This is a genomic window from Enterococcus devriesei (genome assembly GCF_001885905.1).
Taxonomy (GTDB): domain Bacteria; phylum Bacillota; class Bacilli; order Lactobacillales; family Enterococcaceae; genus Enterococcus_A; species Enterococcus_A devriesei.
Genome location: NZ_JXKM01000003.1, coordinates 309,012 through 334,202 on the forward strand (window position 1 = coordinate 309,012; position 25,191 = coordinate 334,202).

The following is a 25,191-nucleotide window of genomic DNA, read 5'->3' on the forward strand; positions in this document are numbered from 1 at the left end:
CTCCTTAGATTGTAATCATCATTATTTGATTAAACTTCTTCTACGTCCACTAAATGAGAGACTGTGTTAACCATACCTTTGATTGCATCATTAGCAGGTTTAACAACAGTGCTGTTCATTTTTTTCAGACCCAACGCTTTAACAGTGTCACGTTGGTTTTGAGGACGTCCGATAATACTGCGTTTTAAAGTAATTTTTAATTCAGCCATTACATTCGTCCTCCTTAATTAGCTAAGTTTTCTACAGAGATGCCGCGTAATGCTGCAACGTCTTCTGCTTTTTTCAATTGAGTCAATCCTTCAACAGTTGCGCGAACAACGTTGATCGGTGTGTTTGAACCTAAAGATTTAGAAGTTACATCGGCAACGCCAGCTAATTCCAAGACGGCACGAACTGGTCCACCAGCAGCAACTCCGGCACCTTCTACAGCAGGTTTCATCAAGATACGTCCACCGCCGAATACACCAATAACTTCGTGAGGAAGCGTTGTTCCTACCATCGGTACTTCGACTAGGTTTTTCTTAGCATCTTCGATTGCTTTACGAATCGCTTCAGGTACTTCTTGTGCTTTACCAGTACCAAAGCCTACGTGACCGTTTTTGTCACCGACAACAACTAATGCCGCAAAACGTAGACGACGTCCACCTTTAACAACTTTAGTAACACGGTTGATCGCTACTACGCGGTCTTCTAATTCCAAATGATTTGGATCGATATAAACCATGAATGGTGTTCCTCCTTCTCCTAAAATTCTAGTCCATTTTCGCGTGCTGCTTCAGCTAAAGCTGCTACACGGCCATGGTAAAGGTATCCACCACGGTCAAAGACTACTTTCTTAATACCTTTTTCAGAAGCACGTTCTGCTACTAGTTTCCCAACAGCTTGTGCTTGTTCAGTTTTTGTTCCACCTGAAATTTCTTTATCCAAGGCAGAGGCACTTGCAAGCGTCACACCCGCTACGTCATCAATTACTTGCGCGTAGATGTTTTTGTTAGAACGAAAAACGTTCAAGCGTGGGCACTCAGCAGTACCAGAGATCTTACCGCGAACGCGCATGTGGCGTTTTTGGCGTGTCTTATTTTTATCTGGTTTTGAAATCACAATTGTCACCTCTTTGTTTAAGCTGGCCTAGGCCGCAAGTAGGTTTGACCTACTATTTACCAGTTTTACCTTCTTTACGACGTACATATTCGCCAACATAACGAATACCTTTGCCTTTATAAGGTTCTGGAGGACGAGTTCCGCGGATTTTCGCAGCTAATTCGCCTACTACTTCTTTGTTTGATCCTTTAACGATTACTTGCGTATTCGCAGGAACTTCGATTGTAACGCCTTCTGGTGCTACAATCTCAACTGGGTGAGAGTAACCAACGTTCAATACAAGTTTTGATCCTTGTAATTGCGCACGGTACCCAACCCCGATTAATTCTAATGCTTTTTGGAATCCTTCCGAAACACCAACAACCATGTTATTGAAGTTTGCACGAGTTGTTCCGTGGATTGTTTTCATTTCTTTGCTGTCGTTTGGACGAGTGAACGTTACTTCGTTTCCTTCAATGCTCATTTTGATATCAGAAGAAAAAGTACGCGTTAATTCACCTTTAGGTCCTTTAACAGTTACATCGTTTCCGTTTTGAGTTACTTCAACTCCTGCAGGTAAAACGACTAATTTATTACCAATACGGCTCACTTAAAGACACCTCCTCATGGATTGTTTGATATTACCAAACGTAAGCTAAGACTTCGCCGCCGACGTTTTTACCTCTTGCTTCTTTATCAGTTACTAAACCTTCAGAAGTAGAGATGATTGCGATACCTAAACCGTTTAATACTTTTGGTACTTCGTCAGCTTTGACGTAAGCACGTAAGCCTGGTTTAGAAATACGTTTCAAGTTCGTGATAACACGTTCGTCATTTTTACCGTATTTAAGGAACACACGGATCATGCCTTGTTTGTCATCTTCGATATATTCAACATCACGTACGAAACCTTCACGTTTAAGGATTTCGGCGATGTCACGTTTGATTTTTGAAGCAGGTACTTCAACTGTATCGTGTTTTACCATGTTGGCATTACGAATACGAGTTAGAAAATCTGCAATTGGATCTGTCATGACCATTGAACTGTTTACCTCCTTTATGCGAGTTTATTTTACCAGCTTGCTTTCTTCACGCCGGGAATTTGACCTTTGTAGGCAAGTTCGCGGAAGCAAATACGGCAAAGATGAAATTTACGATAAACTGAATGTGGACGTCCGCAACGTTCGCAGCGAGTATATTCTTGCGTTGAATGTTTTGCAGGGCGTTTGTTTTTAGCAATCATTGATTTTTTAGCCAATTTTTTCGCCTCCTTGATTATTTTTGGAATGGCATTCCAAGTTGTGTTAATAATTCGCGTGATTCTTCATCGGTTTTCGCAGTTGTAACAACAACGATATCCATACCACGGACTTTATCAACTAAATCATAATCTACTTCAGGGAAGATCAATTGTTCTTTGACACCTAAAGTAAAGTTACCGCGGCCATCAAAGGATTTTTTGCTTACTCCGTGGAAGTCACGTACACGTGGAAGTGACACAGTCACTAATTTGTCTAAGAATTCATACATTCTTTCTCCGCGTAGTGTTACTTTCGCACCGATAGGCATTCCTTCACGTAAACGGAAACCAGCGATTGATTTTTTAGCTTTAGTGATGATTGGTTTTTGACCAGCGATCAAGGCTAATTCTTCAACAGCTTTGTCTAAGTTTTTTGCGTTTGATACCGCATCACCAACACCCATGTTGATGACGATTTTCTCAACTTTAGGAACTTCCATAACTGAATCATAGTTAAATTTTTCCATCAAAGATGGTGTAATTTCACTTACAAATTTTTCTTTTAGGCGGTTCATCTATAAGATCCTCCTTCCTTGTTTAATTATTTATCTAGAGTTTCGCCGGTTTTTTTAGAAACGCGGACTTTCTTACCGTCAACCACTTTGTAGCCAACGCGTGTCGCTTCTCCATTTGAAGGGTCGATGACCATAACATTTGAAGCGTGAATTGGCGCTTCGACCTCAACGATACCGCCTTGAGGGGCAGTTTGAGAGGCTTTCTGATGTTTTTTAACGACATTAACGCCTTCAACAACGACTTTATCTTTTTTAGGAAGGGCTTCTAAAACTACGCCTTCTTTATTTCTGTCTTTACCAGAGATAACTTTTACTTTATCGCCTTTTTTAACGAACATTACTGTTGCGCACCTCCTTTGGTTGAATCTTTCGATTATAATACTTCCGGTGCCAATGAAACGATCTTCATGAAATTGCCTTCGCGTAGTTCACGAGCGACAGGTCCGAAGATACGTGTTCCTCTTGGGCTCTTGTCATCACGAATGATAACAGCTGCATTTTCATCAAATTTGATGTAAGAACCATCAGTACGGCGAGCGCCTGATTTAGTCCGAACGATAACGGCTTTGACAACTTCACCTTTTTTGACAACACCACCTGGCGTTGCTTGTTTAACCGTAGCAACAATCACATCACCGATATTGGCAGTTTTGCGACCAGATCCGCCAAGAACTTTAATAGTTAAAATTTCACGGGCGCCTGAGTTGTCCGCGATTTTTAAACGGCTTTCTGCTTGGATCACTTGTGTATCCTCCTTTCAGATTTAAAAAACATCTATATAGGAAAATCTCGTGTGATTAGATAATCACTGCTTTTTCAACGATTTCAACCAGACGGAAACGTTTGGTAGCTGATAATGGACGAGTTTCCATGATTTTCACGATATCACCAATTTTTGCTTCATTGTTTTCATCGTGAGCTTTGTATTTTTTAGAATACTTCATACGTTTACCGTAGATTGGGTGATTCTTTTGGGTTTCAACGACAACAGTGATCGTTTTGTCCATTTTGTCAGATACCACGCGTCCTTGATAAACTTTACGTTGATTTCTTTCTTCAGTCATACTGGAAATGGCCTCCTTCCACTATTTGTCAGCTTGTTCGTGCAACACAGTTTTAATGCGTGCAATCGATTTACGTACTTCTTTAATACGTGCAGTGTTTTCTAATTGACCTGTTGCTAATTGGAATCTAAGATTGAACAATTCTTCTTTTAATTGTTTTTCTTGATCTAGCATTTCGGCAGTGGTTAATTCTCTGATTTCTTTAACCTTCATTCGATTCACCACCCATTTCCTCACGTTTTACGATCTTCGTTTTCATAGGTAATTTGTGAGAAGCAAGACGTAATGCTTCGCGAGCTACTTCTTCAGGAACACCGGCGATTTCAAACATGATCTTGCCGCGTTTAACTGGTGAAACCCATCCTTCAGGAGCACCTTTACCTTTACCCATACGTACGCCGATCGCTTTAGATGTATATGATTTATGAGGGAAAATTTTGATCCATACTTTCCCACCACGCTTCATGTAACGAGTCATAGCGATACGTGAAGCTTCGATTTGACGGTTGGTGATCCAATGTGATTCTACAGCTTGTAAGCCGAATTCACCAAAAGCAATCTCTTTACCGCCTTTAGCTTCTCCGCGCATTTTTCCACGGAATTCACGACGGTGTTTTACACGTTTAGGTACTAACATGCTTATTTCCCTCCTTTCTCAGTGTTTTTCTTTGTAGGAAGAATTTCTCCACGGTAAATCCACACTTTAACTCCTAGTTTTCCGTATGTTGTGTTTGCTTCTTCCCAAGCGTAGTCGATGTCGGCACGCAATGTATGAAGAGGAACTGTTCCTTCAGAGTATCCTTCTGAACGAGCGATATCCGCACCATTCAAACGACCAGATACTTGAGTTTTGATTCCTTTAGCGCCTGAACGCATTGTGCGTTGGATCGCTTGTTTTTGCGCACGACGGAAAGCAACACGGTTTTCTAATTGACGTGCAATACCTTCGCCGACTAATTTTGCATCTAGATCTGGTTTTTTGATTTCAACGATGTTGATGTGAACTCGTTTACCAGTTAATTTATTTAATTCTTTTCTTAGGCTTTCGACTTCAGAACCGCCCTTACCGATAACCATACCAGGTTTAGCAGTGTGAACTGAAATGTTTACGCGGTTTGCAGCGCGTTCGATTTCAACAGTTGACACAGCGGCATCAGCAAGTCTAGTTGCGATGAACTTACGGATTCTCAAATCTTCGTGTAGAAATTCAGCATACTCTTTTTCGGCATACCATTTAGCATCCCACTCACGGATGATGCCTACACGCATTCCAATAGGATTTACTTTTTGTCCCACTGATTATCCCTCCTTATTTTTCTGATACCACAACGGTAATATGACTTGTACGTTTGTTGATTGGTGAAGCTGAACCTTTTGCACGTGGACGGAAACGTTTCATTGTCGGTCCTTCGTTAACAAATGCTTCAGAAACTACCAAGTTTTCAACATCTAAGTCAAAGTTGTTTTCTGCGTTAGCAACTGCTGACATCATTACTTTTTCAATGATTCCTGCAGATTTGTTTGGTGTGAATTTCAAGATTGAAATTGCTTCTGCTACGCTTTTTCCTCTGATAAGATCGATTACTAAACGTGCTTTACGAGGAGAAGTGCGAACTGTCTTCGCAATTGCTTTAGCTGATGTAATTTGTTCTGCCATGTTGATATCCTCCCCTCAGTATTAACGTCTTGTTTTCTTATCGTCAGCAGCATGCCCACGATATGTTCTTGATGGTGCAAATTCACCTAATTTATGTCCTACCATGTCTTCTTGGATGTAAACTGGTACATGTTTGCGTCCGTCATAAACAGCAATTGTAAATCCTACAAAGTTAGGGAAAATTGTTGAACGACGAGACCAAGTTTTAATAACTTTTTTCTTTTCAACACCTTGTTGTGCTTCGATCTTTTTCATCAAATGATCATCAGCGAAAGGTCCTTTTTTCAAACTACGACCCATGGTGTACCTCCTCTCAAAATATGCGACACATAGTCAATTTGATTATTTAGTCTTACGACGAATAATAAGCTTGTCTGATGCAGCTTTCTTATTACGTGTTTTGTAACCCAATGCAGGTTGACCCCATGGAGATACCGGAGCTTTACGTCCGACTGGAGCTTTACCTTCACCACCACCGTGTGGGTGATCGTTAGGGTTCATTACGCTACCACGTACAGTTGGACGTTTGCGCATCCAACGAGAACGACCAGCTTTACCGATGTTGATCAATTCGTGTTGTTCGTTACCAACAGAACCGATAGTTGCACGGCAAGTAGCTAAGATCATACGAACTTCGCCAGAGTTTAAACGTACTAATACGTATTTTCCTTCTTTACCAAGTACTTGAGCACTTGTACCAGCTGAACGGATTAATTGTCCGCCTTTGCCTGGTTTCATTTCAACGTTGTGGATAACAGTACCAACTGGAATGTTTTCAAGTGGTAATGTGTTTCCGATTTTGATGTCTGCATCTGTTCCAGATACGACTGTCATGCCAACTTCTAAGCCTTTAGGGGCTAAGATATAAGCTTTCACTCCGTCTGTATAATGAACTAATGCAATGTTTGCTGAACGGTTTGGATCGTATTCGATCGTTTTAACTGTAGCAACCACGTTATCTTTGTTACGTTTGAAGTCGATAACACGGTATTGACGTTTATGTCCGCCACCTTGATGACGTACAGTGATGCGACCGTTGTTGTTACGACCGGCATTGTTTTTTAATGGCTCTAACAACGTTTTTTCAGGTGTTGAAGTTGTGATTTCAGCGAAATCAGAACTTGTCATATTACGACGGCCATTTGTGGTTGGTTTATACTTCTTAATCGCCACGTCTGTTTCCCTCCTGTATTAATCGCTAATCTTGTGCTTATTCAGCAGCGTCGAAAAGCTGGATTTCTTTTGAGTCTTCAGTTAAAGTCACAACAGCTTTGCGACGTTTTTTAGTGAAGCCTTGGTATTTACCCATACGTTTTGCTTTTGGTTTAGCATTCATAATGTTTACGTTTTTAACTTTTACGTCAAACGCAGCTTCAACCGCTTGTTTAACTAAAGTTTTATTTGCGCGAGTGTCCACTTCGAAAGTATATTTCTTTTCATCCATGTCTAACATCGATTTTTCAGTGATCACTGGGCGTTGGATTACGTCTAGTAAGTTCATTATGCAAGCACCTCCTCAATTTGAGTAAGAGCAGTTTGCGTTGCTAAGATTTTATCATTAGCGACTACATCTAATACAGTAACGTTGTTTGAAGTAGTTACAGTTACGTTTGACAAGTTACGAGCAGCTAAGCCTGCAACTTCGTTTTCTGTTTCCAATACAACCAATACTTTAGAATCAATTGACAAGCCAGTAAGAACTTGTTTGAATTCTTTTGTTTTAGGAGCATCAAAGCTTAACGCTTCAACAGCAACTAAGTTATTTTCCGCAACTTTTTCTGATAAAACAGATTTGATTGCTAAGCGACGAACTTTTTTAGGAAGTTTGTAGCTGTATGAACGTGGTGTAGGTCCGAAGACGATACCACCTCCACGCCATTGTGGTGAACGGATAGAACCTTGACGAGCACGTCCAGTTCCTTTTTGACGCCATGGTTTGCGGCCACCGCCACGAACTGCGCTACGATTTTTCACAGCGTGTGTTCCTTGTCTTAATGAAGCACGTTGCATCACGATTGCATCGTATACAACACTTTCATTAGGTTCGATTCCGAAGATTTCTTCATTTAAAGTGATGTCACCGTTTTGAGTTCCATCTTGTTTGAATAATGCTACAGTTGGCATTCCTTAGTTCCTCCTTTCCTATAACGAATTATTTAGCCTTTACAGCTGATTTGATAGTGATTAAAGATTTTTTAGCGCCTGGTACGTTGCCCTTAACTAAGATAACGTTACGTTCAGCGTCAACACGAACAACTTCAAGGTTTTGAATTGTTACGCGATCGCCACCCATACGGCCAGCTAATTTTTTATTTTTAAATACACGGTTTGGTGCAACAGGACCCATAGATCCAGGACGACGGTGGTAACGAGAACCGTGAGCCATTGGGCCGCGGCTTTGTCCGTGACGTTTGATAACGCCTTGGAATCCTTTACCTTTAGTCGTTCCGGTAACATCAATGATGTCTCCAGCTTGGAAAGTATCAACTTTCACTTCTTTACCTACTTCATAGTCTCCTAGCTCAACATCTTTGAATTCTCGAATGAAGCGCTTAGGAGCCGTGTTTGCTTTTGCAACATGACCTTTCGCAGGTTTGTTAGACAAAACTTCACGCATATCTTGGTAACCTAATTGAACTGCTTCGTAACCATCGTTTTCCATTGTTTTCACTTGTAAAACAACGTTTGGAGTAGCTTCGATTACAGTAACTGGAATAAGTTCGCCAGATTCAGTGAAGATTTGTGTCATTCCCACTTTTTTCCCTAAGATTCCTTTGGTCATGATTACACCTCCATCTTCTTATTATAGTTTGATTTCAATATTCACACCTGATGGTAAGTCAAGCTTCATTAAAGCATCGACTGTCTTCGGTGTTGGGTTCACAATGTCGATTAGACGTTTGTGAGTCCGCATTTCGAATTGTTCGCGTGAATCTTTGTATTTATGAGTCGCACGAATAACTGTGTAAAGACTGCGTTCAGTTGGTAATGGAATTGGACCAGATACACTAGCTCCAGTTCTTTTTGCAGTTTCCACGATTTTATCCGCTGATTGATCTAAAATACCATGTTCATACGCTTTTAAACGGATACGAATTTTTTGTTTTGCCATCTTGTTCCCTCCTTCGCCTATTTTAAAAGTAGACATAGCTCCACGAAAATCTCCGTCACGCTCGTTCGTGGCAAAGCGTCCGGGCGTGTCGCAACCTCTCGTTTCAAAGCCGGCGGATTCTTTTACGAACCCCCCAGTGTGTTTCACACTTCTGTAAACAGCACCTTTATGATTATATAATAGGAGGTCTGTGATTGCAAGGATTTTCTAGTCAAAATCTGATTTTTCCTATTGTTTTCAGAAAATGATGCTAGACAAAATTATTTTCCTTCTATATAAAGAGGCCAATCATTCCATCTCTTGCAACCGCTGAAAAAATTTTTTCGCGAAAGTATGAGCATCTCCTGGCCAGCGAGCAGAAAGATAATTCCGATCCTCTACGACTAACGCCGGCGATTCATCAGTCTCAGAATCTCTTTTCACTGAAAAACTGCCCGTATGAAATTGCTCCGGTGATTTTAAAACAGATTTCACTTCAGCTTCTACCGTCACGGGATAGGTTCGGTAATAATCCTTCAGCCATAAAGCGGTTAAATAATACGCCTCCATTTCCTGATTCTTCAATAGCGCAGTCGTTTGATACTCATAAAGGACGGAATGCTTCGTTTGCGGGTCCGTTGCCCGTGCCGCCAAAACAGTCCCATGACAAATCGCGCCAACTAATTTTTGACTCGTAAAAAATTCGGCCACCTTCGTTTGTAAAATGCTCGATTCCAAATACGTCTTCATCCCTTTATCATGACCACCGGGTAATAAAATAGCCGTATACTTTTCCGTAGCGATCGACGCGTATTGAATCGGTTGCTGAAAAGCACTGCTCCTAAACATTTCTCGATATGCCGCGATTGCTTCCGGTGTTGCCATCAAAAATTTTTTGAAGGGTCCGAAACCTTTACCGGTAATCAATCGTTCATCCGTTGCCGCAGGTTTCCCATCTGGCGTAGCAAAAACGATCTTCACTCCTCGTTCAGCTAAATATTTCCACGGTACCGCCGCTTCCGTCGGATCAAAGCCATAATGAGGCAATGGCATAAGAATCATTTCATTCATCTCCTTTAAAAACCTTCTCCCTATCCTACTAAATTAATCGCGATTTATAAACGAATCCCACTTCAGAGCCATCCCGTTAAAAACCTTTCTCTATTTGCAAAATGAGAAAGGCTTTCGCGAAGCCGGACACGGCTAGACCTGCTGTAAAGCGATTTATTCATTTAAAAATTTATACTTCCTTGATAGTCAAAAAAAGAGCCATCGGCAAGCCGATGACTCTTTACGTATGAGCACAATTTAACTGTAAGGTTGATTAAGCTTGGATTGTAGATACAACGCCTGAACCAACAGTACGTCCGCCTTCACGAATAGAGAAACGAGTTCCGTCTTCGATCGCGATTGGGTGGATTAATTCAACTTCCATAGTTACGTTATCACCAGGCATTACCATTTCAGTACCTTCTGGTAGATCAACTACACCAGTTACGTCAGTTGTACGGAAGTAGAACTGAGGACGGTAGTTAGTGAAGAAAGGAGTGTGACGTCCGCCTTCTTCTTTAGTTAAAACGTAAACTTCTGCAGAGAATTTTGTATGTGGAGTGATTGAAGCTGGTTTAGCTAATACTTGTCCACGTTGGATGTCTTCACGTGCAACACCACGTAATAATGCACCGATGTTGTCGCCTGCTTCAGCGTAGTCTAACAATTTACGGAACATTTCAACACCTGTTACAGTTGTTTTAGCAGTTGCTTCAGCAATACCTACGATTTCAACTTCGTCGCCGACGCGAACTTGTCCACGTTCAACACGACCAGTTGCAACAGTACCACGACCAGTGATTGAGAATACGTCTTCGACTGGCATCATGAATGGTTTGTCAGTATCACGAACTGGTGTTGGGATGTATTCGTCAACAGCAGCCATTAATTCTAAGATTTTTTCTTCGTATGAAGCGTCGCCTTCTAAGGCTTTCAAAGCTGAACCAGCGATAACTGGAGTGTCGTCGCCTGGGAAGTCGTATTCTGACAATAAGTCACGAACTTCCATTTCAACTAATTCTAGTAATTCTTCGTCATCAACCATATCCATTTTGTTTAAGAATACAACGATGTAAGGAACACCAACGTTACGAGATAACAAGATGTGTTCACGTGTTTGAGGCATAGGGCCATCAGCAGCAGAAACTACTAAGATAGCTCCGTCCATTTGAGCGGCACCAGTGATCATGTTTTTAACGTAGTCCGCGTGTCCTGGGCAGTCAACGTGAGCATAGTGACGGTTTTCTGTTTCGTATTCCACGTGAGCAGTGTTGATAGTGATTCCGCGTTCGCGTTCTTCAGGTGCTCCGTCGATTTGAGCGTAGTCCATTGCTTCCGCTCCGCCTTGTTTAGCAAGTACAGTTGTAATTGCAGCAGTTAAAGTTGTTTTACCATGGTCAACGTGTCCGATAGTACCAATGTTTACATGGGGTTTTGAACGGTCAAATTTTTCTTTAGCCATTTAAAATGTTCCTCCTGAATTGAGTTAGTTTTTTATCTGATAAGTCCGTGCCGCCAAAAGCGACACGACCCTATATCATCAGTAAGTAATTTTACATGAATTCCCACTAAAAATATAGATGCTTTAGTGAAAATTCAATCAAAATTCAATTACCTTTTAAGAATTATTCAGCTTTTCCGCCGTTTTTCTTAATGATTTCTTCTTGTACTGATTTCGGTACATCTTCATAGTGGTCAAAGACCATCATGAATGTTCCGCGTCCTTGAGTAGAAGAACGAAGCGTTGTTGCATAACCAAACATTTCAGCTAACGGCACAATAGCGTTAACGATTTGTGAGTTACCATGTGCTTCCATTCCTTCAACACGTCCACGACGAGCAGTTACGTGACCCATAACATCACCTAAGTAATCTTCTGGAACAGTAATCGTAACTTTCATCATTGGTTCAAGGATTGCAGGTTTCGCTTTCTTCGCAGCAGCACGTAGCGCCATAGACGCAGCCACACGGAAGGCCGTTTCATTTGAATCGACATCATGGTATGAACCATCATAAAGTTTTGCCTTAATATCAACTAATGGATAGCCAGCTAAGACACCATTAGCCATTGCGTCTTCTAATCCTTTTTCAACTGCTGGGATGTATTCACGAGGAACCACACCACCGACAATCGCGTTTTCGAATTCGAAGCCAGCACCTTCTTCGTTTGGCGTAAATTCGACCCATACGTGACCGTATTGACCTTTACCACCAGACTGACGTACAAACTTACCTTCTGCATTTGTCGCAGCACGGAATGTTTCACGATAAGATACTTGCGGCGCGCCGACATTAGCATCGACTTTAAATTCACGACGCATACGGTCAACTAAGACGTCTAAGTGAAGTTCACCCATACCAGCGATAACAGTTTCGCCAGTTTCAACGTTTGTTTCAACGCGGAATGAAGGATCTTCTTCAGCAAGTTTTTGTAAAGCAACACCCATTTTATCTTGGTCAGCTTTTGATTTAGGTTCAACAGCGACTTCGATAACTGGATCAGGGAATTCGATTGATTCTAAGATAACTGGCGCTTTTTCATCACAAAGTGTATCCCCAGTTGTTGTATCTTTCAAACCAACAGCTGCTGCGATATCTCCAGAGTAAACCGTTTCGATTTCTTTACGAGTGTTCGCGTGCATTTGTAGGATACGTCCGATACGTTCGCGTTTGCCTTTAGAAGCATTTAACACGTATGAACCAGAGTTCAAGACACCTGAATAAACACGGAAGAATGTTAGACGACCTACGAATGGGTCAGTCATAACTTTAAACGCTAGTGATGAGAATGGAGCTGAATCATCAGCTGGACGTTCAGTTTCTTCGTCTGTTTTAGGATTGAAACCTTGGATTGCTTTAACGTCAGTTGGCGCTGGAAGATAGTCGATGACTGCATCCAACATCAATTGAACACCTTTATTTTTGAAGGCTGATCCACATAAAACTGGGTAAAAGTCTACAGATAGAGTAGCGTTACGGATACCTGCTTTTAATTCTTCTTCAGTGATTTCTTCACCTTCCAAGAATTTCATCATTAGGTCTTCATCAGTATCAGCAACTGCTTCTACTAATTTTTCACGCCATTCTTCAGCTTGTTCTTTATACTCTTCAGGAATTTCAGTCTCTTGGATTTCAGTTCCTAAGTCGTTTGTGTAGATTTCAGCTTTCATTTTAACTAAGTCGATGATCCCAGTGAAGTCATCTTCAGCACCAATTGGTAATTGGATTGGATGAGCATTCGCTTGTAGGCGATCATGTAAAGTGCTTACTGAATAAAGGAAGTCAGCACCGATTTTGTCCATTTTATTACAGAATACGATACGTGGAACTTGGTATTCTGTTGCTTGACGCCAAACAGTTTCTGTTTGTGGTTCTACACCTGATTGTGAGTCCAAAACAGTTACCGCACCGTCAAGTACACGTAATGAACGTTGAACTTCGATTGTGAAGTCCACGTGTCCTGGGGTATCAATGATGTTTACGCGGTGACCCTTCCATTGTGCAGTTGTCGCAGCAGAAGTGATCGTGATACCACGTTCTTGTTCTTGTTCCATCCAGTCCATTTGAGAAGCCCCTTCGTGGGTTTCACCAATTTTATGGATTTTACCAGTGTAGTACAAGATACGCTCAGTCGCTGTCGTTTTACCTGCATCGACGTGGGCCATGATCCCGATATTACGTGTATTGTCTAGAGAAAATTCTCTTGCCATTTCTTAGTTTGCTCCTCTCTTAAATTAAATGTAGTACAGTTGAGTCTTTTTTGCCGATCGAAGCCGGCAAAAAAATCTTACCAACGATAATGAGCAAATGCACGGTTGGCTTCCGCCATTTTGTGTGTATCTTCGCGTTTTTTAACAGAAGCTCCAGTGTTGTTTGCAGCATCCATCAATTCTTTTGCTAAACGTTCTTCCATTGTGTGTTCGCCGCGTAAACGAGCGTAGTTCACAACCCAACGTAAGCCTAAAGTAGTACGACGTTCTGGACGTACTTCAACTGGTACTTGATAGTTCGAACCCCCAACACGGCGAGCTTTAACTTCTAGTACAGGCATGATGTTTTCCATTGCTTGTTCGAAAACTTCCAATGGATCATTCCCTGTTGATTCTTTGATTGTATTAAAAGCGCTGTATACGATATTTGTAGCAGTACCACGTTTTCCGTCAACCATTACACGGTTGATCAAACGAGTTACTAGCTTAGAGTTATACATAGGATCTGGCAAAACGTCGCGTTTTGCAATCATTCCTTTACGAGTCATACGTAACTCCTCCTTCCGAAAATATGTCTTTATCTATTCGTTTGATTTAAGCTTTAGGTTTTTTAGTACCGTATTTAGAACGGCTTTGTTTACGATCGTTAACACCGGCAGTATCTAGTGCACCACGAACGATATGGTAACGTACCCCTGGTAAGTCTTTTACACGACCACCACGTAAAAGAACAACACTATGTTCTTGTAAGTTATGACCGATCCCTGGGATATAAGCTGTTACTTCGATTAAGTTTGACAAACGAACACGAGCATATTTACGTAACGCTGAGTTAGGTTTCTTAGGCGTCATAGTCCCCACACGTGTACAAACTCCACGTTTTTGTGGTGAGTTCACGTTTGTTTGAGCTTTTTTAAAGCTGTTATATCCTTTGTTCAATGCTGGTGAATTTGATTTTTCCACCTTTGATTTACGAGGTTTACGTACTAATTGATTAATTGTAGGCATTCCTTGTTTCCTCCTTCCTCGATTCACTGTCTAGTACCACACATCCTGGTGGTTCTTTTTCAGTGATAAAAAATAATGCATCCCTGCATTCTCTATCAAGCGTACTTCGACACAGTCAGCACGTCTCATTTGAGAGACCTGTTCACAAAGCACCTTTGATAGCATACCACGGTTAGTTTTAGCTGTCAACAAACTCTAAAGACTTTTTTCTTACAAATAGATTTGTCCCGTCTTCTCTTTTGCTTTTAATCAAATAAGAAAAATTTTATTCCCTTCACTTTATCCAGCTAAATACTTTCAGACAAATCGATAAAGCGGATTCGCTTTTTAGTTATTTCTACTGAAAAGGCTATCTTTTTCCTTTTTCAGCGATTACAATAAACGTAAACTTATCAGAAGGTGGGATATTTCAATGAATTTGAAAGAATTGGTTGGTATTGAAGCGGCAACATATGTCAAAGATGGTATGATCGTGGGGCTGGGAACTGGTTCGACTGCGTACTATTTCGTAAAAGAACTAGGGCGACGAGTTAAAGAAGAAGACTTGCAGATCACAGGAGTAGTCACTTCTATTCGAACTGAAGAACAAGCCAAAGAGCTGGGCATTCCATTAAAAACCATCGACGAAGTTGAATCCGTAGACTTAACCGTCGATGGTGCCGACGAAATCAGCGATGATTTTCAAGGGATTAAAGGCGGCGGCGCAGCATTACTGTTTGAAAAAGTAGTGGCCACATATTCTAAAGAATGTATCTGGATCGTAGACGAAAGTAAAATGGTCAATAAGCTGGGCGATTTCCCATTACCAGTAGAGGTCGTGCCTTTCGGTAGTCATAACCTTTTCCGCCTGTTTGAAGCAAAAGGCTACAATCCTACTTGGCGCAAAACGGATGCCGGAGAAATTTTATTAACTGACGGCGACCATCATATTATTGATTTGCATTTAGAGGTGATTGAAGACCCTCGTGCATTAGCAGACGAATTAGACAAATGTGTCGGTGTTGTTGAGCATGGCCTATTTATTGATATGATTTCACGTGTGATCGTGGGTACACCGGAAGGACCAAAAACACTGGAAGTCCCTACTCGGTAATCCGAAAAATAGTTTTCGAGTATTTTCACATTTTTTTGTCAGATAATTTGTAAATCTTCCCTAATTAATCGAAAAGACACGCGATTTAATGGAAATCTCGCTAAAAAAATTGTACAATGATTCAGGAATTGAAAATTTCAGAAATTTCAAAAGGAGAGAATAATATGCCAAAATTAGTTTTTTCTCGTCACGGCTTAAGTGAATGGAACAAATTGAACCAATTTACTGGCTGGGCAGACGTTGATTTGGCTCCAGAAGGTGTCGAAGAAGCAAAAGAAGGCGGCCGTAAAATCAAAGAAGCAGGAATTGAATTTGATGTAGCTTATACCTCTGTTTTAACTCGTGCGATCAAAACTTGTGACTACATTTTAGAATACTCTAACCAACTTTGGGTACCAACGATCAAATCTTGGCGCTTAAACGAACGTCACTACGGTAAATTACAAGGATTGAACAAAAAAGAAACCGCTGAAAAATACGGAGATGAACAAGTTCACATCTGGCGCCGTTCATACGACGTATTGCCTCCATTGATGGAAGCAACTGACGAAGGTTCAGCAGCTCAAGACCGTCGTTATTCAATGTTAGACCCTCGCGACATTCCTGGTGGCGAAAACTTGAAAGTTACTTTGGAACGCGCATTACCTTTCTGGCAAGACGAAATCGCTCCTGCTTTGAAAGACGGCAAAACGGTTTTAGTTGCTGCTCACGGTAACTCACTACGTGCATTAGCTAAACACATTGAAGGTATTTCTGACGAAGACATCATGGACTTAGAAATCCCAACAGGTCAACCATTGGTTTATGACTTGAACGATGACTTAACTGTTGCTAAAAAATACTATTTATAAAATATAAATTTTTTCCCGGCTCGCTTGTGAGTCGGGATTTTTTTTGATCGTATTCAAAAGCTGGCATGAATATTTTTTTGTGCTAAAATAGAAAAGTACTTTATTTGCGGTCGTGGCGGAATTGGCAGACGCGCTAGCTTCAGGCGCTAGTGGTAGCAATACCGTGGAAGTTCGAGTCTTCTCGGCCGCATCACAATAAAAGTTTTGCGAACTCGCCCAGTTTTTGAGCGGTAAGCGAAAAAGCTAGTTCACAAAACTGGCAAAAGGGTATCTCGGAAATCATTTCCGAGATACCCTTTTTGTGTAAAAGAAAGGTCCGACAAATGCTGTCGAACCCGTTCTTTTATTCATGATTTAAAAAACTGGCAACTTTGGTCGCGATCAAGTCAATCGCTACGTGATTTTCGCCGCCTTCTGGCACGATGATATCTGAGTAGCGTTTAGTTGGTTCGATGAACTGGTGGTACATCGGTTTGACAACGGTCAAATATTGTTCGATAACTGATTCTAATGTCCGGCCGCGTTCGTTCATATCCCGTTTAATCCGGCGAATGATCCGAATGTCATCGTCCGTATCAACGTAAATTTTAATATCCATCATGTCCCGCAGACGTTCATCTTCTAAAATCAAAATTCCTTCTAGAATAATCACTTCTTTGGGTTCTTGAACATACACTTCACTACTGCGCGTATGGGCTACGTAATCGTAGATCGGCACTTCTACCGATTGATAATTGGTTAATTCTTTTAAGTGTTCAATCAGCAAATCCGTATCAAAAGCAAAAGGATGATCGTAATTTGTTGTTAGACGTTCTTCAAAGCTGATATCGCTTTGGTCTTTATAATAAGAATCGTGCTCCAGCATCATGATCGAATGATTAGGAAACCGATTGTAAATCGCGCGGCTGACACTTGTTTTTCCACTTCCAGATCCGCCCGTTACACCAATAATGATCGGCTTGTTTTTCATGTAAATAAAACCTCTTTCGTTTTTCATTAGTCCTATTATAGCGAAACACGGTCAAATTACTATCAAAATATCAAAAATCTTCTAAAATCTGATAAAGGTCGGTTAATTCTCTAATCTGATACGTTGGTTCAATGATCGTCGCCGCTTTTTGCGCGGGATTCATCCAAATCGTATCGATCCCTGCCACCTGTCCACCTTTGATGTCCGACGTTAAGGAGTCGCCAATGATCACGGTCTTTTCTTTATTGATTTGAGGAATCTCAGCAAAGACTTGATCGAAAAATTCCTTCATAGGTTTATGCACGCCCATCTCTTCAGAAATAAAAAACTTTTTGAAATAGGGAGCCAAACCAGATTTTTCCAGGCGTTGATGCTGCGTGGCAGAGACGCCATTGGTCACAACATACAGCTCTTCTTTTTGGCTTAATTGCTGAACGACCTCCAAACTGTTCTCCATCAGCTGGTGCCCTTGATTTAAGTAATGACGATAGCGCGCTTCTGTTTTTGGGCCATCGACTTCTCGATCATATTGTTCAAAAAACAAGCGAAAACGATTGTCTAACAAATCCTGCCGTGAAAGTAATCCAGCCTCATGATCTCGCCAAAAACCTTGGTTCATTTTTTTATAAGCATTTTTGACCGATAGCGAAGGTTCCACATCCATGTCTTGGAATAGCCAGCTCAACGCTTGCTCTTCGGCTGCTTTAAAATCTAATAAGGTATCATCAATATCAAATAAAATTGTTTCGTAACGCATAAACAAACCTTCTATCTAAAATATTTTTTTAATTGTTGTAATTCTGATTCTGTTAACCCGCGATACTCCCCCGCCAAAAGTTCCGGCGGCAAACGTAAGGGACCCATTGCTACGCGTGATAAAGCCGTGACTTTTTTGCCACAGGCTAAGAACATTTTTTTGACTTGGTGGAACTTGCCCTCTTGAATGGTCAAACGAACGCGGGATTCATTCGCCCCTACAGACAGAACCTCTAGCTTGGCGGGTTGGCAAACAATCCCACCATGAAAAACGATTCCTTGTGCAAAAGCGGCAACATCCTCAGCCGTAACTTTTTCATTCACAGTGGCAAGATAGGTTTTTTCAACCTTTGAGCCTGGCTGTAAAAGAGCATAGCCTAACTGGCCGTTATCTGTTAATAATAATAAACCAGTCGTATCGCGATCGAGTCGACCCACCGGATATAAATCAGCCGGCCGTTCATGTTTCGTGACTAATTCAGTGGCTGTCTGAAACCGTGCGTCTTTTTTGGCAGTGACTACCCCCGCCGGTTTGTTCAACAAATAATAGACATGCTTGGTTTGTAGCGGTTGTCCAGCGACTTCAATCTTATGCAGCCGACTATCCACATTCAGCTGAGGATTCATTTCCAACTGATCATCAATCAAAACTTTTCTACTTAAAAAGAGTCGTTTCATTTCTTTGCGACTCGTGTGTAATTGTTCTTCGATTAATTTATCTAAACGCATGGCTAAACTCCTTCAAACATATCGGCTTCATTATACAGAAATTTTCCAGCTATCTCAGCTAAAAGGGATGATTTTTCCAAAATTAGTAAAACTGCGGCTGATTTTCTTTTACGATGCCAAGGCTAGAACCATTTTTTTAAAACTTTCGCAACTAAAAGATACGTAGTCAAATCCCTTGAATACAAGGCTCAATCCTATATTCCAACTCGCTTAAAAGAAACCCAAAACTTTTTTCGAACCCCTTCCGCTTGCTTTTTAATGACAGAAGTCCTAGAATTTAATTATGCAAGTCAGAGATTTGCATTAAAAATTAAGTGAATCGACACGTTACGTGTCAAAGGTTTCTCATACACAGCGTAATGACCTGGTAGAGAAAGTTGAACTTAGACTTTTTTGGGACAGCTGCGTAAACAGCTGTCCTTTTGCGTATTTTTACGTAAAGCCATCGTGCTGAGAATAACCCATCACTTGAATAAAACCTGTCTAGTCAACCACAGACAGTCACATTTTAAGGAGGAATTTGGTTATGGCAGTATCATTGAAAGTAGAAGAAAGAGCAACACGTCCCCGTTCCCTACGCAACAAATTGCGTCACGAAGGAAAAGTTCCCGCAGTCGTAAATGGCTACAAGGTGGAAAGCACACCGATCGCTATCGACGAACGTGAATTCTCAAAATTACTTCGGGAAAACGGAACAAACACTGTATTCGCTTTTGAACTTGGTGGCAAGAAAGTCAACGCCTTATTGCGTGATGCCCAAACGGATACCTTTACTCGTCATTTAACACATATCGAGTTATTATCCGTTAACCTTTCTGAAGAAACAGAAGCTGAAACAGAACTAAACTTAGTTGGCGACGCTGCTGGGGTGAAAGCAGGCGGTATCTTAACACAAACACTTTACACCGTAACGATTTCTGCAACACCAGAAAAATTACCAGAAGGAATCGACGTAGATATCTCTGGTTTAGAAATCGGCGATTCAATTTCAATCGGCGATCTTCCTAAAAACGCGGACTACACGATCGTAACAGATGCTGAAGAACAAATCGCATCAATCCAAGAAGCACAAGAAGTTCCTGAAGAAGAACCTGCAGCTGAAGGTGCTGAACCAGAAGTAATTGGTGAAGACGCAGCAGAATAAGTAATGAATGAGGCGGGCAATCATTTGCTACGCCTCTTTTTTATTTTCTCTCAATCCTCTTTGTCTTAAGAAAGTTTTTTAGTTTTTCAGACTCCAAGTACTATGAGTGGTCTTTTTTAATAAAAAGAATTACAATAAGTCACTACAAGCTTACTTTAAGTTATACTATAAGTAAGTGATTCCAACTAAAGGAGGAAAAATCTATGTTTGAAACTTTTGATTCAAAAAAAAGTCGGTATGCCTCTGTCGGTGTGGTGTCCAGCTTGCCAGGCGAGCTGATAGATAGTATCTGGTATATCATTGACTTAGACTTGAAGGGCTTGATCCCATTAGACAATATGTTAAGTTTTGATTTAATCAACAATAATGGTCGGGTCACGATGCAATTCTCGCAAGAAGACAACGATGTTGAAATGGGAATTGATCTGCCGTTTGGTTTTTCTAATGAATTCCCACAAGAGGTCTATGCATACGATGACGGCAGTCGCCAAACCATTTTATTACCAAGTGAGATTCGTCAACGCTAATCCAGAAGACAACCTTTTCTTAAGGGTTGTCTCTTTTTTTTACTTTTTCGAGCCAGACCCTTGCTTTCAGAAAATTTTGTGGTAATATCAAGCAGAAAATTTATTTAGAAAGCAGGAAAATAATGAAAGAATTGACTCATGGAAATCCAGCGAAATTGATTTTATTGTTTACATTGCCCTTATTTGTCGGAAATGTTTTTCAGCAATTTTACAGTATGGTGGATATGCTTGTTGTTGGTCAGACATTAGGTAAAGATGCTCTGGCCGCTGTCGGTGCTACAGGGAGCGTCAGCTTCTTGATCATCGGGTTTGCTCAAGGTCTGACTTCGGGATTGTCCATCATTACGGCTCAACGCTTTGGCGCAAAAGACGCACAAGGTGTTCGGAAAAGTTTTGCTACCTCCATTGTGATCAGTCTAGGTGTCACAGTTATTCTGACGACCCTAAGCTTGATCTTCTTACGTCCCTTGTTGCTTTTGATGCAAACACCCCCTGAATTGTTGAAGCCCGCCCAAGATTTTATCTCTGTTCTATTAGCTGGGATCTTCGCTTCCATGAGCTTCAATCTTTTATCTAATATGGTACGCGCGTTAGGTGATAGTCGGACACCGCTAGTTTTCTTAGCCTCCGCGGTTGTTGTTAACGTCATTTTGGATTTGATTTTTATCATTCACTTCCATATGGGGGTTGCTGGTGCTGGTTATGCTACCGTCATTGCTCAAGTTTTTGCTAGTTTATTATGTGTTTGGTTCATTCGTCGGAAAATTCCGCTGCTGCAAATCAGCCGCAAACATTTTTCTTTTGATAAAGAAGATTTCCAAATCCATTTGAAGGCTGCATTACCTATGGGCTTCCAATCTTCCATCATCGCTATTGGCGCCGTTGTTTTACAATCGGCCCTTAATACCTTAGGAACGGATGTCGTTGCTGCCCAAGCTGCTGCAAGTCGGATCGATCAATTCGCGGTCCTGCCTATGATGTCCTTCGGGATCACTATGGCAACTTTCACGGCACAAAATCTTGGTGCCAAACAATATGGCCGGATCATCCAAGGGGTGAAGCAAGGCTTATTAATGAGTGGCGCCTTTAGCATTTTAGCCGGAACGTTAGTGATTACCTGTGGTCGAGCTTTTGTTTCTTTGTTCGTTGCTCCAAGTGAGACACATGTCTTTGAATTAGCACAAACATATTTCAACATCAACGGCTCGCTTTACTGGGTCTTGGCCGGTCTTTTCATTTTACGTTATACCTTGCAAGGCTTAGGCCAAGCAAAGATCCCAACGATCGCCGGTATGATGGAATTGATTATGCGGTCCTTCGCAGCGATTATTTTGACTCACTCCTTTGGTTTTGCCGGTGCAGCTTTTGCTTCACCCTTAGCTTGGATCGGTTCGGTCGCTGTTTTATTAGCTTCTTACTTCAAAGCGATGCGTCAATTAAAACAATTAGATCAACAGCAACAAATGATCGAAACTTCAGAAATTGGTTTAGAGCACTAACCAAAAAGACGAAACTCCCAATGAATGGGAATTTCGTCTTTTTTTATAGCTATTTCATTCTTTCCGCCAAAGCAGCAAAATCGATTGCTGGCTCATTTGCGTTTGTTTGATCAAAAGCCTGCAGCAACATTTTCGCTTGCTCATCCAATTCATTGGCTGGCTTTTTCTTAAAAGCTGCTACCATCGGTTTGATGACTAGTTTATGTTTCAGCGCCAACCCCTCGTAATTCACTTTCCCTTGCAAATGATAGCAACCTCGCAAGGTAATTCTTTTCTCCGCCACCTTTGCCGCAATCGGCTGATGAATCCCCGCTACTAGTTCTTCACTAATCGAATCCGTCATCCCAACAGTCACGATCGTCAGTTCATTTTTCGCTGAAGCTAAAGCCTGCAAGACTTTTTTCAGTCCGGTCATCCGTCCAACATACACCGAACCAACAAAAATCACATGAGCTTCAGGCAGCTCCTTCGGTAATTGCTGGCAATCGATCACAGGGTCACCCGTAATCGCTGCTAATTCCTCCGCGTATTGTTTACTCGTACCATATTGTGTCCCATAAACAATTAGTGCCATCTTGTTACCTCCTTTTTTGCCTAGCTTGTTCGTTTAACAAAAGTTGCTTCACACATACGATCTAGTTTAATTCCTTTAATCTAGTGTACCTTATAATGTGTGTCATTTCTTCCAACTTTAGTCTCATGCAAAAAAGAACTGACAAAAAGAAGTTGGGACACAAGTGATCGGCTTATTTCCGAAGAAGCTACTTCTGTCACACCCTTTATATATGAATAGGAGCTGAGACAAATGAATGTCCCAGCTCCCTGATAGATTCTTATTTGCGTTCTTTTAACCAGGTTTTGCGGGTTTCGCCGACGATCAATGGTACCGTCTCATAAGTTACTTCACTGTATTCGATGCCGAACCAGCGTTCCGGTGAAACGGTATGATGTTTAATCGCCAACCGTGCCTGCATCACTTGCCGATCCCATTTTGCCAGTTTCGTAATATTTGAAAGTTCTTCTTGGATCATTACGAAACGGAAATCGCCGACTTGGCGGCCCGGGGTCAATGAATAATGCTGAGGCTGTTTTGGCAAACGACCTTCTTTCATTAAATCATGGATGATTTGCCGCAAATAAACATTTACATCTTGCGCGATTCGGAATCCTAGATACAATTTCACCTTCACGATAAAATCAGTTCCCATCATATCCACACTGTATTCTTCGGTATAAGGCTCATCGGTTACTTCCACATTGACAAACCAATAGGCCTTCGCTCGCTTCAAGCGTTTGTCTAAAATCGAATAAATAAATTGCTGCGGAATCTCGTCCCCTTCCAAACGTGGAACTAAAAAGACGACATTGGTTTGATAATAAGGAATCTTATCATCATCATGAAGTTCTTGCAGCTGTGGTAAATAGTCTTTAAAGCGCACATCTTGACTGGCATTCTCCTGCACCCGATTGCTACGATGCCAAATATACATCACCGCAAGAATCAGCAGCGCCATCGCCACAGCGACAAACCCGCCATGGAAAAATTTAGTAATACTTGAGATAAAGAAGAAGCCTTCTAATGTACCGAAAAAGACTAACATCACCGTCGCTAAAACTCTCGGAGTTCCTGTTTGTAATAAATAATGATACAACAAGAAAGTCGTCATCAGCATCGTCACTGTAATCGACAGACCATACGCCGCCTCCATATGGCTAGACGTGCGGAAGGTCAAGACGATCAATGAACATGCGCCCCATAGGATCAGGTTGATTGCCGGGATATACATTTGACCGATACTTTTCCCCGGATACATGATCCGCATTCTTGGTAATAATTTCAATTTGATCGCTTCGGAAACTAACGTAAAAGAACCAGAAATCAACGCCTGTGACGCAATCACCGCGGCAACGGTCGCAAACGCCACACCGAAGATCATCCAACCATCGGGTAAAATTTGGAAGAAGGGATTCAAATTTTCGATTCTTTCAACCGATACGTTGCCTTTTGAATGTAAGATCCAAGCGGCTTGCCCCGCGTAATTCAACATCAAACACATCAAAACATAGGGCCAGCTGAAATGGATGTTTTTTTTGCCGACATGACCTAGATCGGAATACAAAGCCTCGGCACCGGTCGTTGCTAGGAAAATACTGCCTAAAATAAAGATTCCCATCTTATTATCTGGGTTGAATAATAAATGCACGGCATAATAAGGATTGATTGCTTTAATCACACTGAAGTCATAGGGAATATTCAACAGTCCCATCAAGCCTAAAAAAGTGAACCACAAGAACATGATGGGTCCGAAAGCCTTACCGACAAAATCTGTCCCAAAACGCTGAATCAAAAACAAAAAGAGCAAGATGACCAACGTGATGATCACAATAATGTTTTGATTATTACCAAACTCTTGATAAAAATCAGGAATGCCGCGCAGACCTTCAATGGCAGTGGTTACTGTCACAGCTGGGGTCAACACGCCGTCAGCAAGTAATGCCGCACCGCCGATCATGGCTGGTACAATCAAATACTTGCCACCTTTTCTGACTAAAGTATACAACGAGAAAATCCCGCCTTCACCATGATTGTCCGCCCGTAAAGCGATCAACACATATTTGACCGTCGTCAGCAGCATGACTGTCCAAAAAACTAACGATACTGCTCCTAAAACAAAATCATTGGTGACCGTACTGATTCCACCGTTTTCTTCCAAGATCGCCTTCATTACATACAAAGGACTCGTTCCGATGTCGCCATACACCACGCCCATCGCGATCAGCAAGCCTGCCGCTGATAATTTCTTTGTATGACTCTTTTTCTTTTCCATTACACACGCTCCTGATCGATAATCAAAATAACTTCAAAAAATTGGTTGAATAATTGCTAAAGCTAAAAAAAAAATGTTGGTCGTTTTAGCGCTAAGCTTACGTCTACCGATAATTGCGAAAAGCAGAACTGACAGCTAGCTCGTTTTAAGGAATTCATTTTCCCAAAAACCGGAAAAATAAACCTAGCCTTGCCACGCATACGATTGAACTAAAGTGCTTGTTACATTAACAAGGATGTATCACTATACTTTCCTCATACTTTTTTAAACTGCAAAAGTTCAACTCGCAAAAACAAGACCTAAACAACAGCTTTCACTA

At 41.3% G+C, this 25,191-nt stretch carries 35 protein-coding genes and 1 tRNA gene; 6 read left to right on the plus strand and 30 right to left on the minus strand.

Features of this window, described 5'->3' with window-relative positions:
• Window positions 1–29: 29 nt before the first annotated feature.
• The 25 genes from rpmD to rpsL all read right to left on the minus strand — a co-directional run bounded on the left by rpmD (window position 30) and on the right by rpsL (window position 14,475).
• Entirely contained in the window at window positions 30–209 is a 180-nt protein-coding gene (rpmD, locus tag RV00_RS06080) for a 50S ribosomal protein L30 (protein ID WP_010747202.1), read from the minus strand.
• 14 nt (window positions 210–223) lie between these two features.
• Window positions 224–724, minus strand: a complete 501-nt coding sequence (gene rpsE, locus RV00_RS06085; protein ID WP_071861720.1) for a 30S ribosomal protein S5 — start codon at window positions 722–724, stop codon at window positions 224–226.
• A gap of 20 nt (window positions 725–744) precedes the next feature.
• Window positions 745–1,101: a 50S ribosomal protein L18 gene (gene rplR, locus RV00_RS06090; RefSeq protein WP_083507461.1), complete on the minus strand. Its 357-nt coding sequence runs from the start codon at window positions 1,099–1,101 to the stop codon at window positions 745–747.
• 52 nt (window positions 1,102–1,153) lie between these two features.
• Window positions 1,154–1,690 (minus strand): 50S ribosomal protein L6, encoded by a 537-nt coding sequence (gene rplF / locus RV00_RS06095; protein WP_071861721.1) that lies wholly within the window; start codon window positions 1,688–1,690, stop codon window positions 1,154–1,156.
• A 31-nt stretch (window positions 1,691–1,721) separates the two neighbouring features.
• Window positions 1,722–2,120, minus strand: a complete 399-nt coding sequence (gene rpsH, locus RV00_RS06100) for a 30S ribosomal protein S8 (protein ID WP_016179477.1) — start codon at window positions 2,118–2,120, stop codon at window positions 1,722–1,724.
• 32 nt (window positions 2,121–2,152) lie between these two features.
• A complete protein-coding gene (locus RV00_RS06105; RefSeq protein WP_028020384.1) occupies window positions 2,153–2,338 on the minus strand; it encodes a type Z 30S ribosomal protein S14 in 186 nt (61 codons plus the stop codon).
• A gap of 17 nt (window positions 2,339–2,355) precedes the next feature.
• Window positions 2,356–2,895, minus strand: a complete 540-nt coding sequence (gene rplE / locus RV00_RS06110; protein WP_071861722.1) for a 50S ribosomal protein L5 — start codon at window positions 2,893–2,895, stop codon at window positions 2,356–2,358.
• 26 nt (window positions 2,896–2,921) lie between these two features.
• The gene (gene rplX / locus RV00_RS06115) at window positions 2,922–3,233 is read right to left on the minus strand and encodes a 50S ribosomal protein L24 (RefSeq protein ID WP_071861723.1); all 312 of its coding nucleotides are present in this window, start codon (window positions 3,231–3,233) and stop codon (window positions 2,922–2,924) included.
• Window positions 3,234–3,268: 35 nt separating this feature from the next.
• Window positions 3,269–3,637: a 50S ribosomal protein L14 gene (rplN, locus tag RV00_RS06120; protein ID WP_010782054.1), complete on the minus strand. Its 369-nt coding sequence runs from the start codon at window positions 3,635–3,637 to the stop codon at window positions 3,269–3,271.
• Window positions 3,638–3,692: 55 nt separating this feature from the next.
• The gene (gene rpsQ, locus RV00_RS16095) at window positions 3,693–3,959 is read right to left on the minus strand and encodes a 30S ribosomal protein S17 (protein WP_010782055.1); all 267 of its coding nucleotides are present in this window, start codon (window positions 3,957–3,959) and stop codon (window positions 3,693–3,695) included.
• A gap of 21 nt (window positions 3,960–3,980) precedes the next feature.
• Window positions 3,981–4,172: a 50S ribosomal protein L29 gene (rpmC, locus tag RV00_RS16100; RefSeq protein ID WP_071857881.1), complete on the minus strand. Its 192-nt coding sequence runs from the start codon at window positions 4,170–4,172 to the stop codon at window positions 3,981–3,983.
• Window positions 4,162–4,596 (minus strand): 50S ribosomal protein L16, encoded by a 435-nt coding sequence (gene rplP / locus RV00_RS06130; protein ID WP_010742757.1) that lies wholly within the window; start codon window positions 4,594–4,596, stop codon window positions 4,162–4,164. The genes rpmC and rplP overlap by 11 nt, the downstream gene beginning before the upstream one ends.
• Window positions 4,597–4,598: 2 nt before the next feature.
• Window positions 4,599–5,255 (minus strand): 30S ribosomal protein S3, encoded by a 657-nt coding sequence (gene rpsC, locus RV00_RS06135; protein ID WP_071861724.1) that lies wholly within the window; start codon window positions 5,253–5,255, stop codon window positions 4,599–4,601.
• 13 nt (window positions 5,256–5,268) lie between these two features.
• A complete protein-coding gene (gene rplV / locus RV00_RS06140; RefSeq protein WP_071861725.1) occupies window positions 5,269–5,616 on the minus strand; it encodes a 50S ribosomal protein L22 in 348 nt (115 codons plus the stop codon).
• A 21-nt stretch (window positions 5,617–5,637) separates the two neighbouring features.
• The gene (gene rpsS, locus RV00_RS06145; RefSeq protein ID WP_016179475.1) at window positions 5,638–5,916 is read right to left on the minus strand and encodes a 30S ribosomal protein S19; all 279 of its coding nucleotides are present in this window, start codon (window positions 5,914–5,916) and stop codon (window positions 5,638–5,640) included.
• A 42-nt stretch (window positions 5,917–5,958) separates the two neighbouring features.
• A complete protein-coding gene (rplB, locus tag RV00_RS06150) occupies window positions 5,959–6,789 on the minus strand; it encodes a 50S ribosomal protein L2 (protein WP_071861726.1) in 831 nt (276 codons plus the stop codon).
• A gap of 37 nt (window positions 6,790–6,826) precedes the next feature.
• Window positions 6,827–7,117: a 50S ribosomal protein L23 gene (locus tag RV00_RS06155; protein ID WP_071861727.1), complete on the minus strand. Its 291-nt coding sequence runs from the start codon at window positions 7,115–7,117 to the stop codon at window positions 6,827–6,829.
• Window positions 7,117–7,740: a 50S ribosomal protein L4 gene (gene rplD, locus RV00_RS06160; RefSeq protein WP_071861728.1), complete on the minus strand. Its 624-nt coding sequence runs from the start codon at window positions 7,738–7,740 to the stop codon at window positions 7,117–7,119. The genes RV00_RS06155 and rplD overlap by 1 nt, the downstream gene beginning before the upstream one ends.
• A gap of 28 nt (window positions 7,741–7,768) precedes the next feature.
• Window positions 7,769–8,398, minus strand: a complete 630-nt coding sequence (rplC, locus tag RV00_RS06165; protein WP_071861729.1) for a 50S ribosomal protein L3 — start codon at window positions 8,396–8,398, stop codon at window positions 7,769–7,771.
• Between the two features lie 21 nt (window positions 8,399–8,419).
• Window positions 8,420–8,728: a 30S ribosomal protein S10 gene (rpsJ, locus tag RV00_RS06170; RefSeq protein WP_010756438.1), complete on the minus strand. Its 309-nt coding sequence runs from the start codon at window positions 8,726–8,728 to the stop codon at window positions 8,420–8,422.
• A 288-nt stretch (window positions 8,729–9,016) separates the two neighbouring features.
• Window positions 9,017–9,769 (minus strand): type 1 glutamine amidotransferase domain-containing protein, encoded by a 753-nt coding sequence (locus tag RV00_RS06175; protein WP_249024068.1) that lies wholly within the window; start codon window positions 9,767–9,769, stop codon window positions 9,017–9,019.
• Between the two features lie 262 nt (window positions 9,770–10,031).
• Window positions 10,032–11,219 carry an elongation factor Tu gene (gene tuf / locus RV00_RS06180; protein WP_071861731.1) on the minus strand — a complete coding sequence of 396 codons (1,188 nt, stop codon included), beginning with the start codon at window positions 11,217–11,219 and terminating at the stop codon, window positions 10,032–10,034.
• Between the two features lie 163 nt (window positions 11,220–11,382).
• On the minus strand, window positions 11,383–13,467 hold the full coding sequence (gene fusA, locus RV00_RS06185; RefSeq protein WP_071861732.1) for an elongation factor G: 2,085 nt from the start codon (window positions 13,465–13,467) through the stop codon (window positions 11,383–11,385).
• A 77-nt stretch (window positions 13,468–13,544) separates the two neighbouring features.
• Window positions 13,545–14,015: a 30S ribosomal protein S7 gene (gene rpsG, locus RV00_RS06190; protein ID WP_071861733.1), complete on the minus strand. Its 471-nt coding sequence runs from the start codon at window positions 14,013–14,015 to the stop codon at window positions 13,545–13,547.
• 46 nt (window positions 14,016–14,061) lie between these two features.
• Window positions 14,062–14,475 (minus strand): 30S ribosomal protein S12, encoded by a 414-nt coding sequence (rpsL, locus tag RV00_RS06195; RefSeq protein ID WP_010742744.1) that lies wholly within the window; start codon window positions 14,473–14,475, stop codon window positions 14,062–14,064.
• Window positions 14,476–14,887: 412 nt separating this feature from the next.
• On the opposite strand from rpsL, the gene rpiA reads away from it, so the two are divergent.
• The 3 genes from rpiA to RV00_RS06210 all read left to right on the plus strand — a co-directional run bounded on the left by rpiA (window position 14,888) and on the right by RV00_RS06210 (window position 16,609).
• Window positions 14,888–15,568, plus strand: a complete 681-nt coding sequence (gene rpiA / locus RV00_RS06200) for a ribose-5-phosphate isomerase RpiA (protein WP_071861734.1) — start codon at window positions 14,888–14,890, stop codon at window positions 15,566–15,568.
• A gap of 164 nt (window positions 15,569–15,732) precedes the next feature.
• On the plus strand, window positions 15,733–16,419 hold the full coding sequence (gene gpmA, locus RV00_RS06205; protein ID WP_071861735.1) for a 2,3-diphosphoglycerate-dependent phosphoglycerate mutase: 687 nt from the start codon (window positions 15,733–15,735) through the stop codon (window positions 16,417–16,419).
• Window positions 16,420–16,525: 106 nt separating this feature from the next.
• Window positions 16,526–16,609, plus strand: a tRNA-Leu gene (locus RV00_RS06210).
• Between the two features lie 153 nt (window positions 16,610–16,762).
• Here the strand turns inward: RV00_RS06210 and udk are convergent.
• The 3 genes from udk to RV00_RS06225 all read right to left on the minus strand — a co-directional run bounded on the left by udk (window position 16,763) and on the right by RV00_RS06225 (window position 18,874).
• Window positions 16,763–17,389, minus strand: coding sequence for a uridine kinase (udk, locus tag RV00_RS06215; protein WP_071861736.1), 627 nt, complete (start codon window positions 17,387–17,389; stop codon window positions 16,763–16,765).
• A gap of 70 nt (window positions 17,390–17,459) precedes the next feature.
• Window positions 17,460–18,146 carry a YjjG family noncanonical pyrimidine nucleotidase gene (locus RV00_RS06220; protein WP_071861737.1) on the minus strand — a complete coding sequence of 229 codons (687 nt, stop codon included), beginning with the start codon at window positions 18,144–18,146 and terminating at the stop codon, window positions 17,460–17,462.
• An 11-nt stretch (window positions 18,147–18,157) separates the two neighbouring features.
• The gene (locus RV00_RS06225) at window positions 18,158–18,874 is read right to left on the minus strand and encodes a 16S rRNA pseudouridine(516) synthase (protein ID WP_071861738.1); all 717 of its coding nucleotides are present in this window, start codon (window positions 18,872–18,874) and stop codon (window positions 18,158–18,160) included.
• A gap of 526 nt (window positions 18,875–19,400) precedes the next feature.
• On the opposite strand from RV00_RS06225, the gene RV00_RS06230 reads away from it, so the two are divergent.
• From RV00_RS06230 to RV00_RS06240, 3 genes are all read left to right on the plus strand, one after another.
• The gene (locus RV00_RS06230; protein WP_071861739.1) at window positions 19,401–20,018 is read left to right on the plus strand and encodes a 50S ribosomal protein L25/general stress protein Ctc; all 618 of its coding nucleotides are present in this window, start codon (window positions 19,401–19,403) and stop codon (window positions 20,016–20,018) included.
• Between the two features lie 203 nt (window positions 20,019–20,221).
• Complete coding sequence (locus tag RV00_RS06235) at window positions 20,222–20,545, plus strand: DUF960 domain-containing protein (protein ID WP_071861740.1); 324 nt, start codon at window positions 20,222–20,224, stop codon at window positions 20,543–20,545.
• Window positions 20,546–20,667: 122 nt separating this feature from the next.
• On the plus strand, window positions 20,668–22,044 hold the full coding sequence (locus tag RV00_RS06240; protein WP_071861741.1) for an MATE family efflux transporter: 1,377 nt from the start codon (window positions 20,668–20,670) through the stop codon (window positions 22,042–22,044).
• Between the two features lie 49 nt (window positions 22,045–22,093).
• On the opposite strand, the gene RV00_RS06245 is transcribed toward RV00_RS06240, so the two are convergent.
• Together RV00_RS06245 and RV00_RS06250 are read right to left on the minus strand one after the other, a co-directional pair.
• Window positions 22,094–22,618 carry a flavodoxin domain-containing protein gene (locus RV00_RS06245; protein WP_071861742.1) on the minus strand — a complete coding sequence of 175 codons (525 nt, stop codon included), beginning with the start codon at window positions 22,616–22,618 and terminating at the stop codon, window positions 22,094–22,096.
• 259 nt (window positions 22,619–22,877) lie between these two features.
• Window positions 22,878–24,872, minus strand: coding sequence for a KUP/HAK/KT family potassium transporter (locus tag RV00_RS06250; protein WP_071861743.1), 1,995 nt, complete (start codon window positions 24,870–24,872; stop codon window positions 22,878–22,880).
• Window positions 24,873–25,191 lie beyond the last annotated feature (319 nt).

Coding starts and splice junctions, on each gene's coding strand:
- rpmD (WP_010747202.1), bottom strand. CDS start 209: ATGGCTGAATTAAAAATTACTTTAAAACGCAGTATTATCGGACGTCCT.
- rpsE (WP_071861720.1), bottom strand. CDS start 724: ATGGTTTATATCGATCCAAATCATTTGGAATTAGAAGACCGCGTAGTA.
- rpsH (WP_016179477.1), bottom strand. CDS start 2,120: ATGGTCATGACAGATCCAATTGCAGATTTTCTAACTCGTATTCGTAAT.
- rplE (WP_071861722.1), bottom strand. CDS start 2,895: ATGAACCGCCTAAAAGAAAAATTTGTAAGTGAAATTACACCATCTTTG.
- rplX (WP_071861723.1), bottom strand. CDS start 3,233: ATGTTCGTTAAAAAAGGCGATAAAGTAAAAGTTATCTCTGGTAAAGAC.
- rpsQ (WP_010782055.1), bottom strand. CDS start 3,959: ATGACTGAAGAAAGAAATCAACGTAAAGTTTATCAAGGACGCGTGGTA.
- rpmC (WP_071857881.1), bottom strand. CDS start 4,172: ATGAAGGTTAAAGAAATCAGAGAATTAACCACTGCCGAAATGCTAGAT.
- rplP (WP_010742757.1), bottom strand. CDS start 4,596: ATGTTAGTACCTAAACGTGTAAAACACCGTCGTGAATTCCGTGGAAAA.
- rplV (WP_071861725.1), bottom strand. CDS start 5,616: ATGGCAGAACAAATTACATCAGCTAAAGCAATTGCGAAGACAGTTCGC.
- rpsS (WP_016179475.1), bottom strand. CDS start 5,916: ATGGGTCGTAGTTTGAAAAAAGGACCTTTCGCTGATGATCATTTGATG.
- RV00_RS06155 (WP_071861727.1), bottom strand. CDS start 7,117: ATGAACTTACTAGACGTAATCCAACGCCCAGTGATCACTGAAAAATCG.
- rplD (WP_071861728.1), bottom strand. CDS start 7,740: ATGCCAACTGTAGCATTATTCAAACAAGATGGAACTCAAAACGGTGAC.
- rplC (WP_071861729.1), bottom strand. CDS start 8,398: ATGACCAAAGGAATCTTAGGGAAAAAAGTGGGAATGACACAAATCTTC.
- rpsJ (WP_010756438.1), bottom strand. CDS start 8,728: ATGGCAAAACAAAAAATTCGTATCCGTTTAAAAGCGTATGAACATGGT.
- RV00_RS06175 (WP_249024068.1), bottom strand. CDS start 9,769: ATGATTCTTATGCCATTGCCTCATTATGGCTTTGATCCGACGGAAGCG.
- tuf (WP_071861731.1), bottom strand. CDS start 11,219: ATGGCTAAAGAAAAATTTGACCGTTCAAAACCCCATGTAAACATTGGT.
- fusA (WP_071861732.1), bottom strand. CDS start 13,467: ATGGCAAGAGAATTTTCTCTAGACAATACACGTAATATCGGGATCATG.
- rpsG (WP_071861733.1), bottom strand. CDS start 14,015: ATGACTCGTAAAGGAATGATTGCAAAACGCGACGTTTTGCCAGATCCT.
- rpsL (WP_010742744.1), bottom strand. CDS start 14,475: ATGCCTACAATTAATCAATTAGTACGTAAACCTCGTAAATCAAAGGTG.
- rpiA (WP_071861734.1), top strand. CDS start 14,888: ATGAATTTGAAAGAATTGGTTGGTATTGAAGCGGCAACATATGTCAAA.
- gpmA (WP_071861735.1), top strand. CDS start 15,733: ATGCCAAAATTAGTTTTTTCTCGTCACGGCTTAAGTGAATGGAACAAA.
- udk (WP_071861736.1), bottom strand. CDS start 17,389: ATGAAAAACAAGCCGATCATTATTGGTGTAACGGGCGGATCTGGAAGT.
- RV00_RS06220 (WP_071861737.1), bottom strand. CDS start 18,146: ATGCGTTACGAAACAATTTTATTTGATATTGATGATACCTTATTAGAT.
- RV00_RS06225 (WP_071861738.1), bottom strand. CDS start 18,874: ATGCGTTTAGATAAATTAATCGAAGAACAATTACACACGAGTCGCAAA.
- RV00_RS06230 (WP_071861739.1), top strand. CDS start 19,401: ATGGCAGTATCATTGAAAGTAGAAGAAAGAGCAACACGTCCCCGTTCC.
- RV00_RS06235 (WP_071861740.1), top strand. CDS start 20,222: ATGTTTGAAACTTTTGATTCAAAAAAAAGTCGGTATGCCTCTGTCGGT.
- RV00_RS06240 (WP_071861741.1), top strand. CDS start 20,668: ATGAAAGAATTGACTCATGGAAATCCAGCGAAATTGATTTTATTGTTT.
- RV00_RS06245 (WP_071861742.1), bottom strand. CDS start 22,618: ATGGCACTAATTGTTTATGGGACACAATATGGTACGAGTAAACAATAC.
- RV00_RS06250 (WP_071861743.1), bottom strand. CDS start 24,872: ATGGAAAAGAAAAAGAGTCATACAAAGAAATTATCAGCGGCAGGCTTG.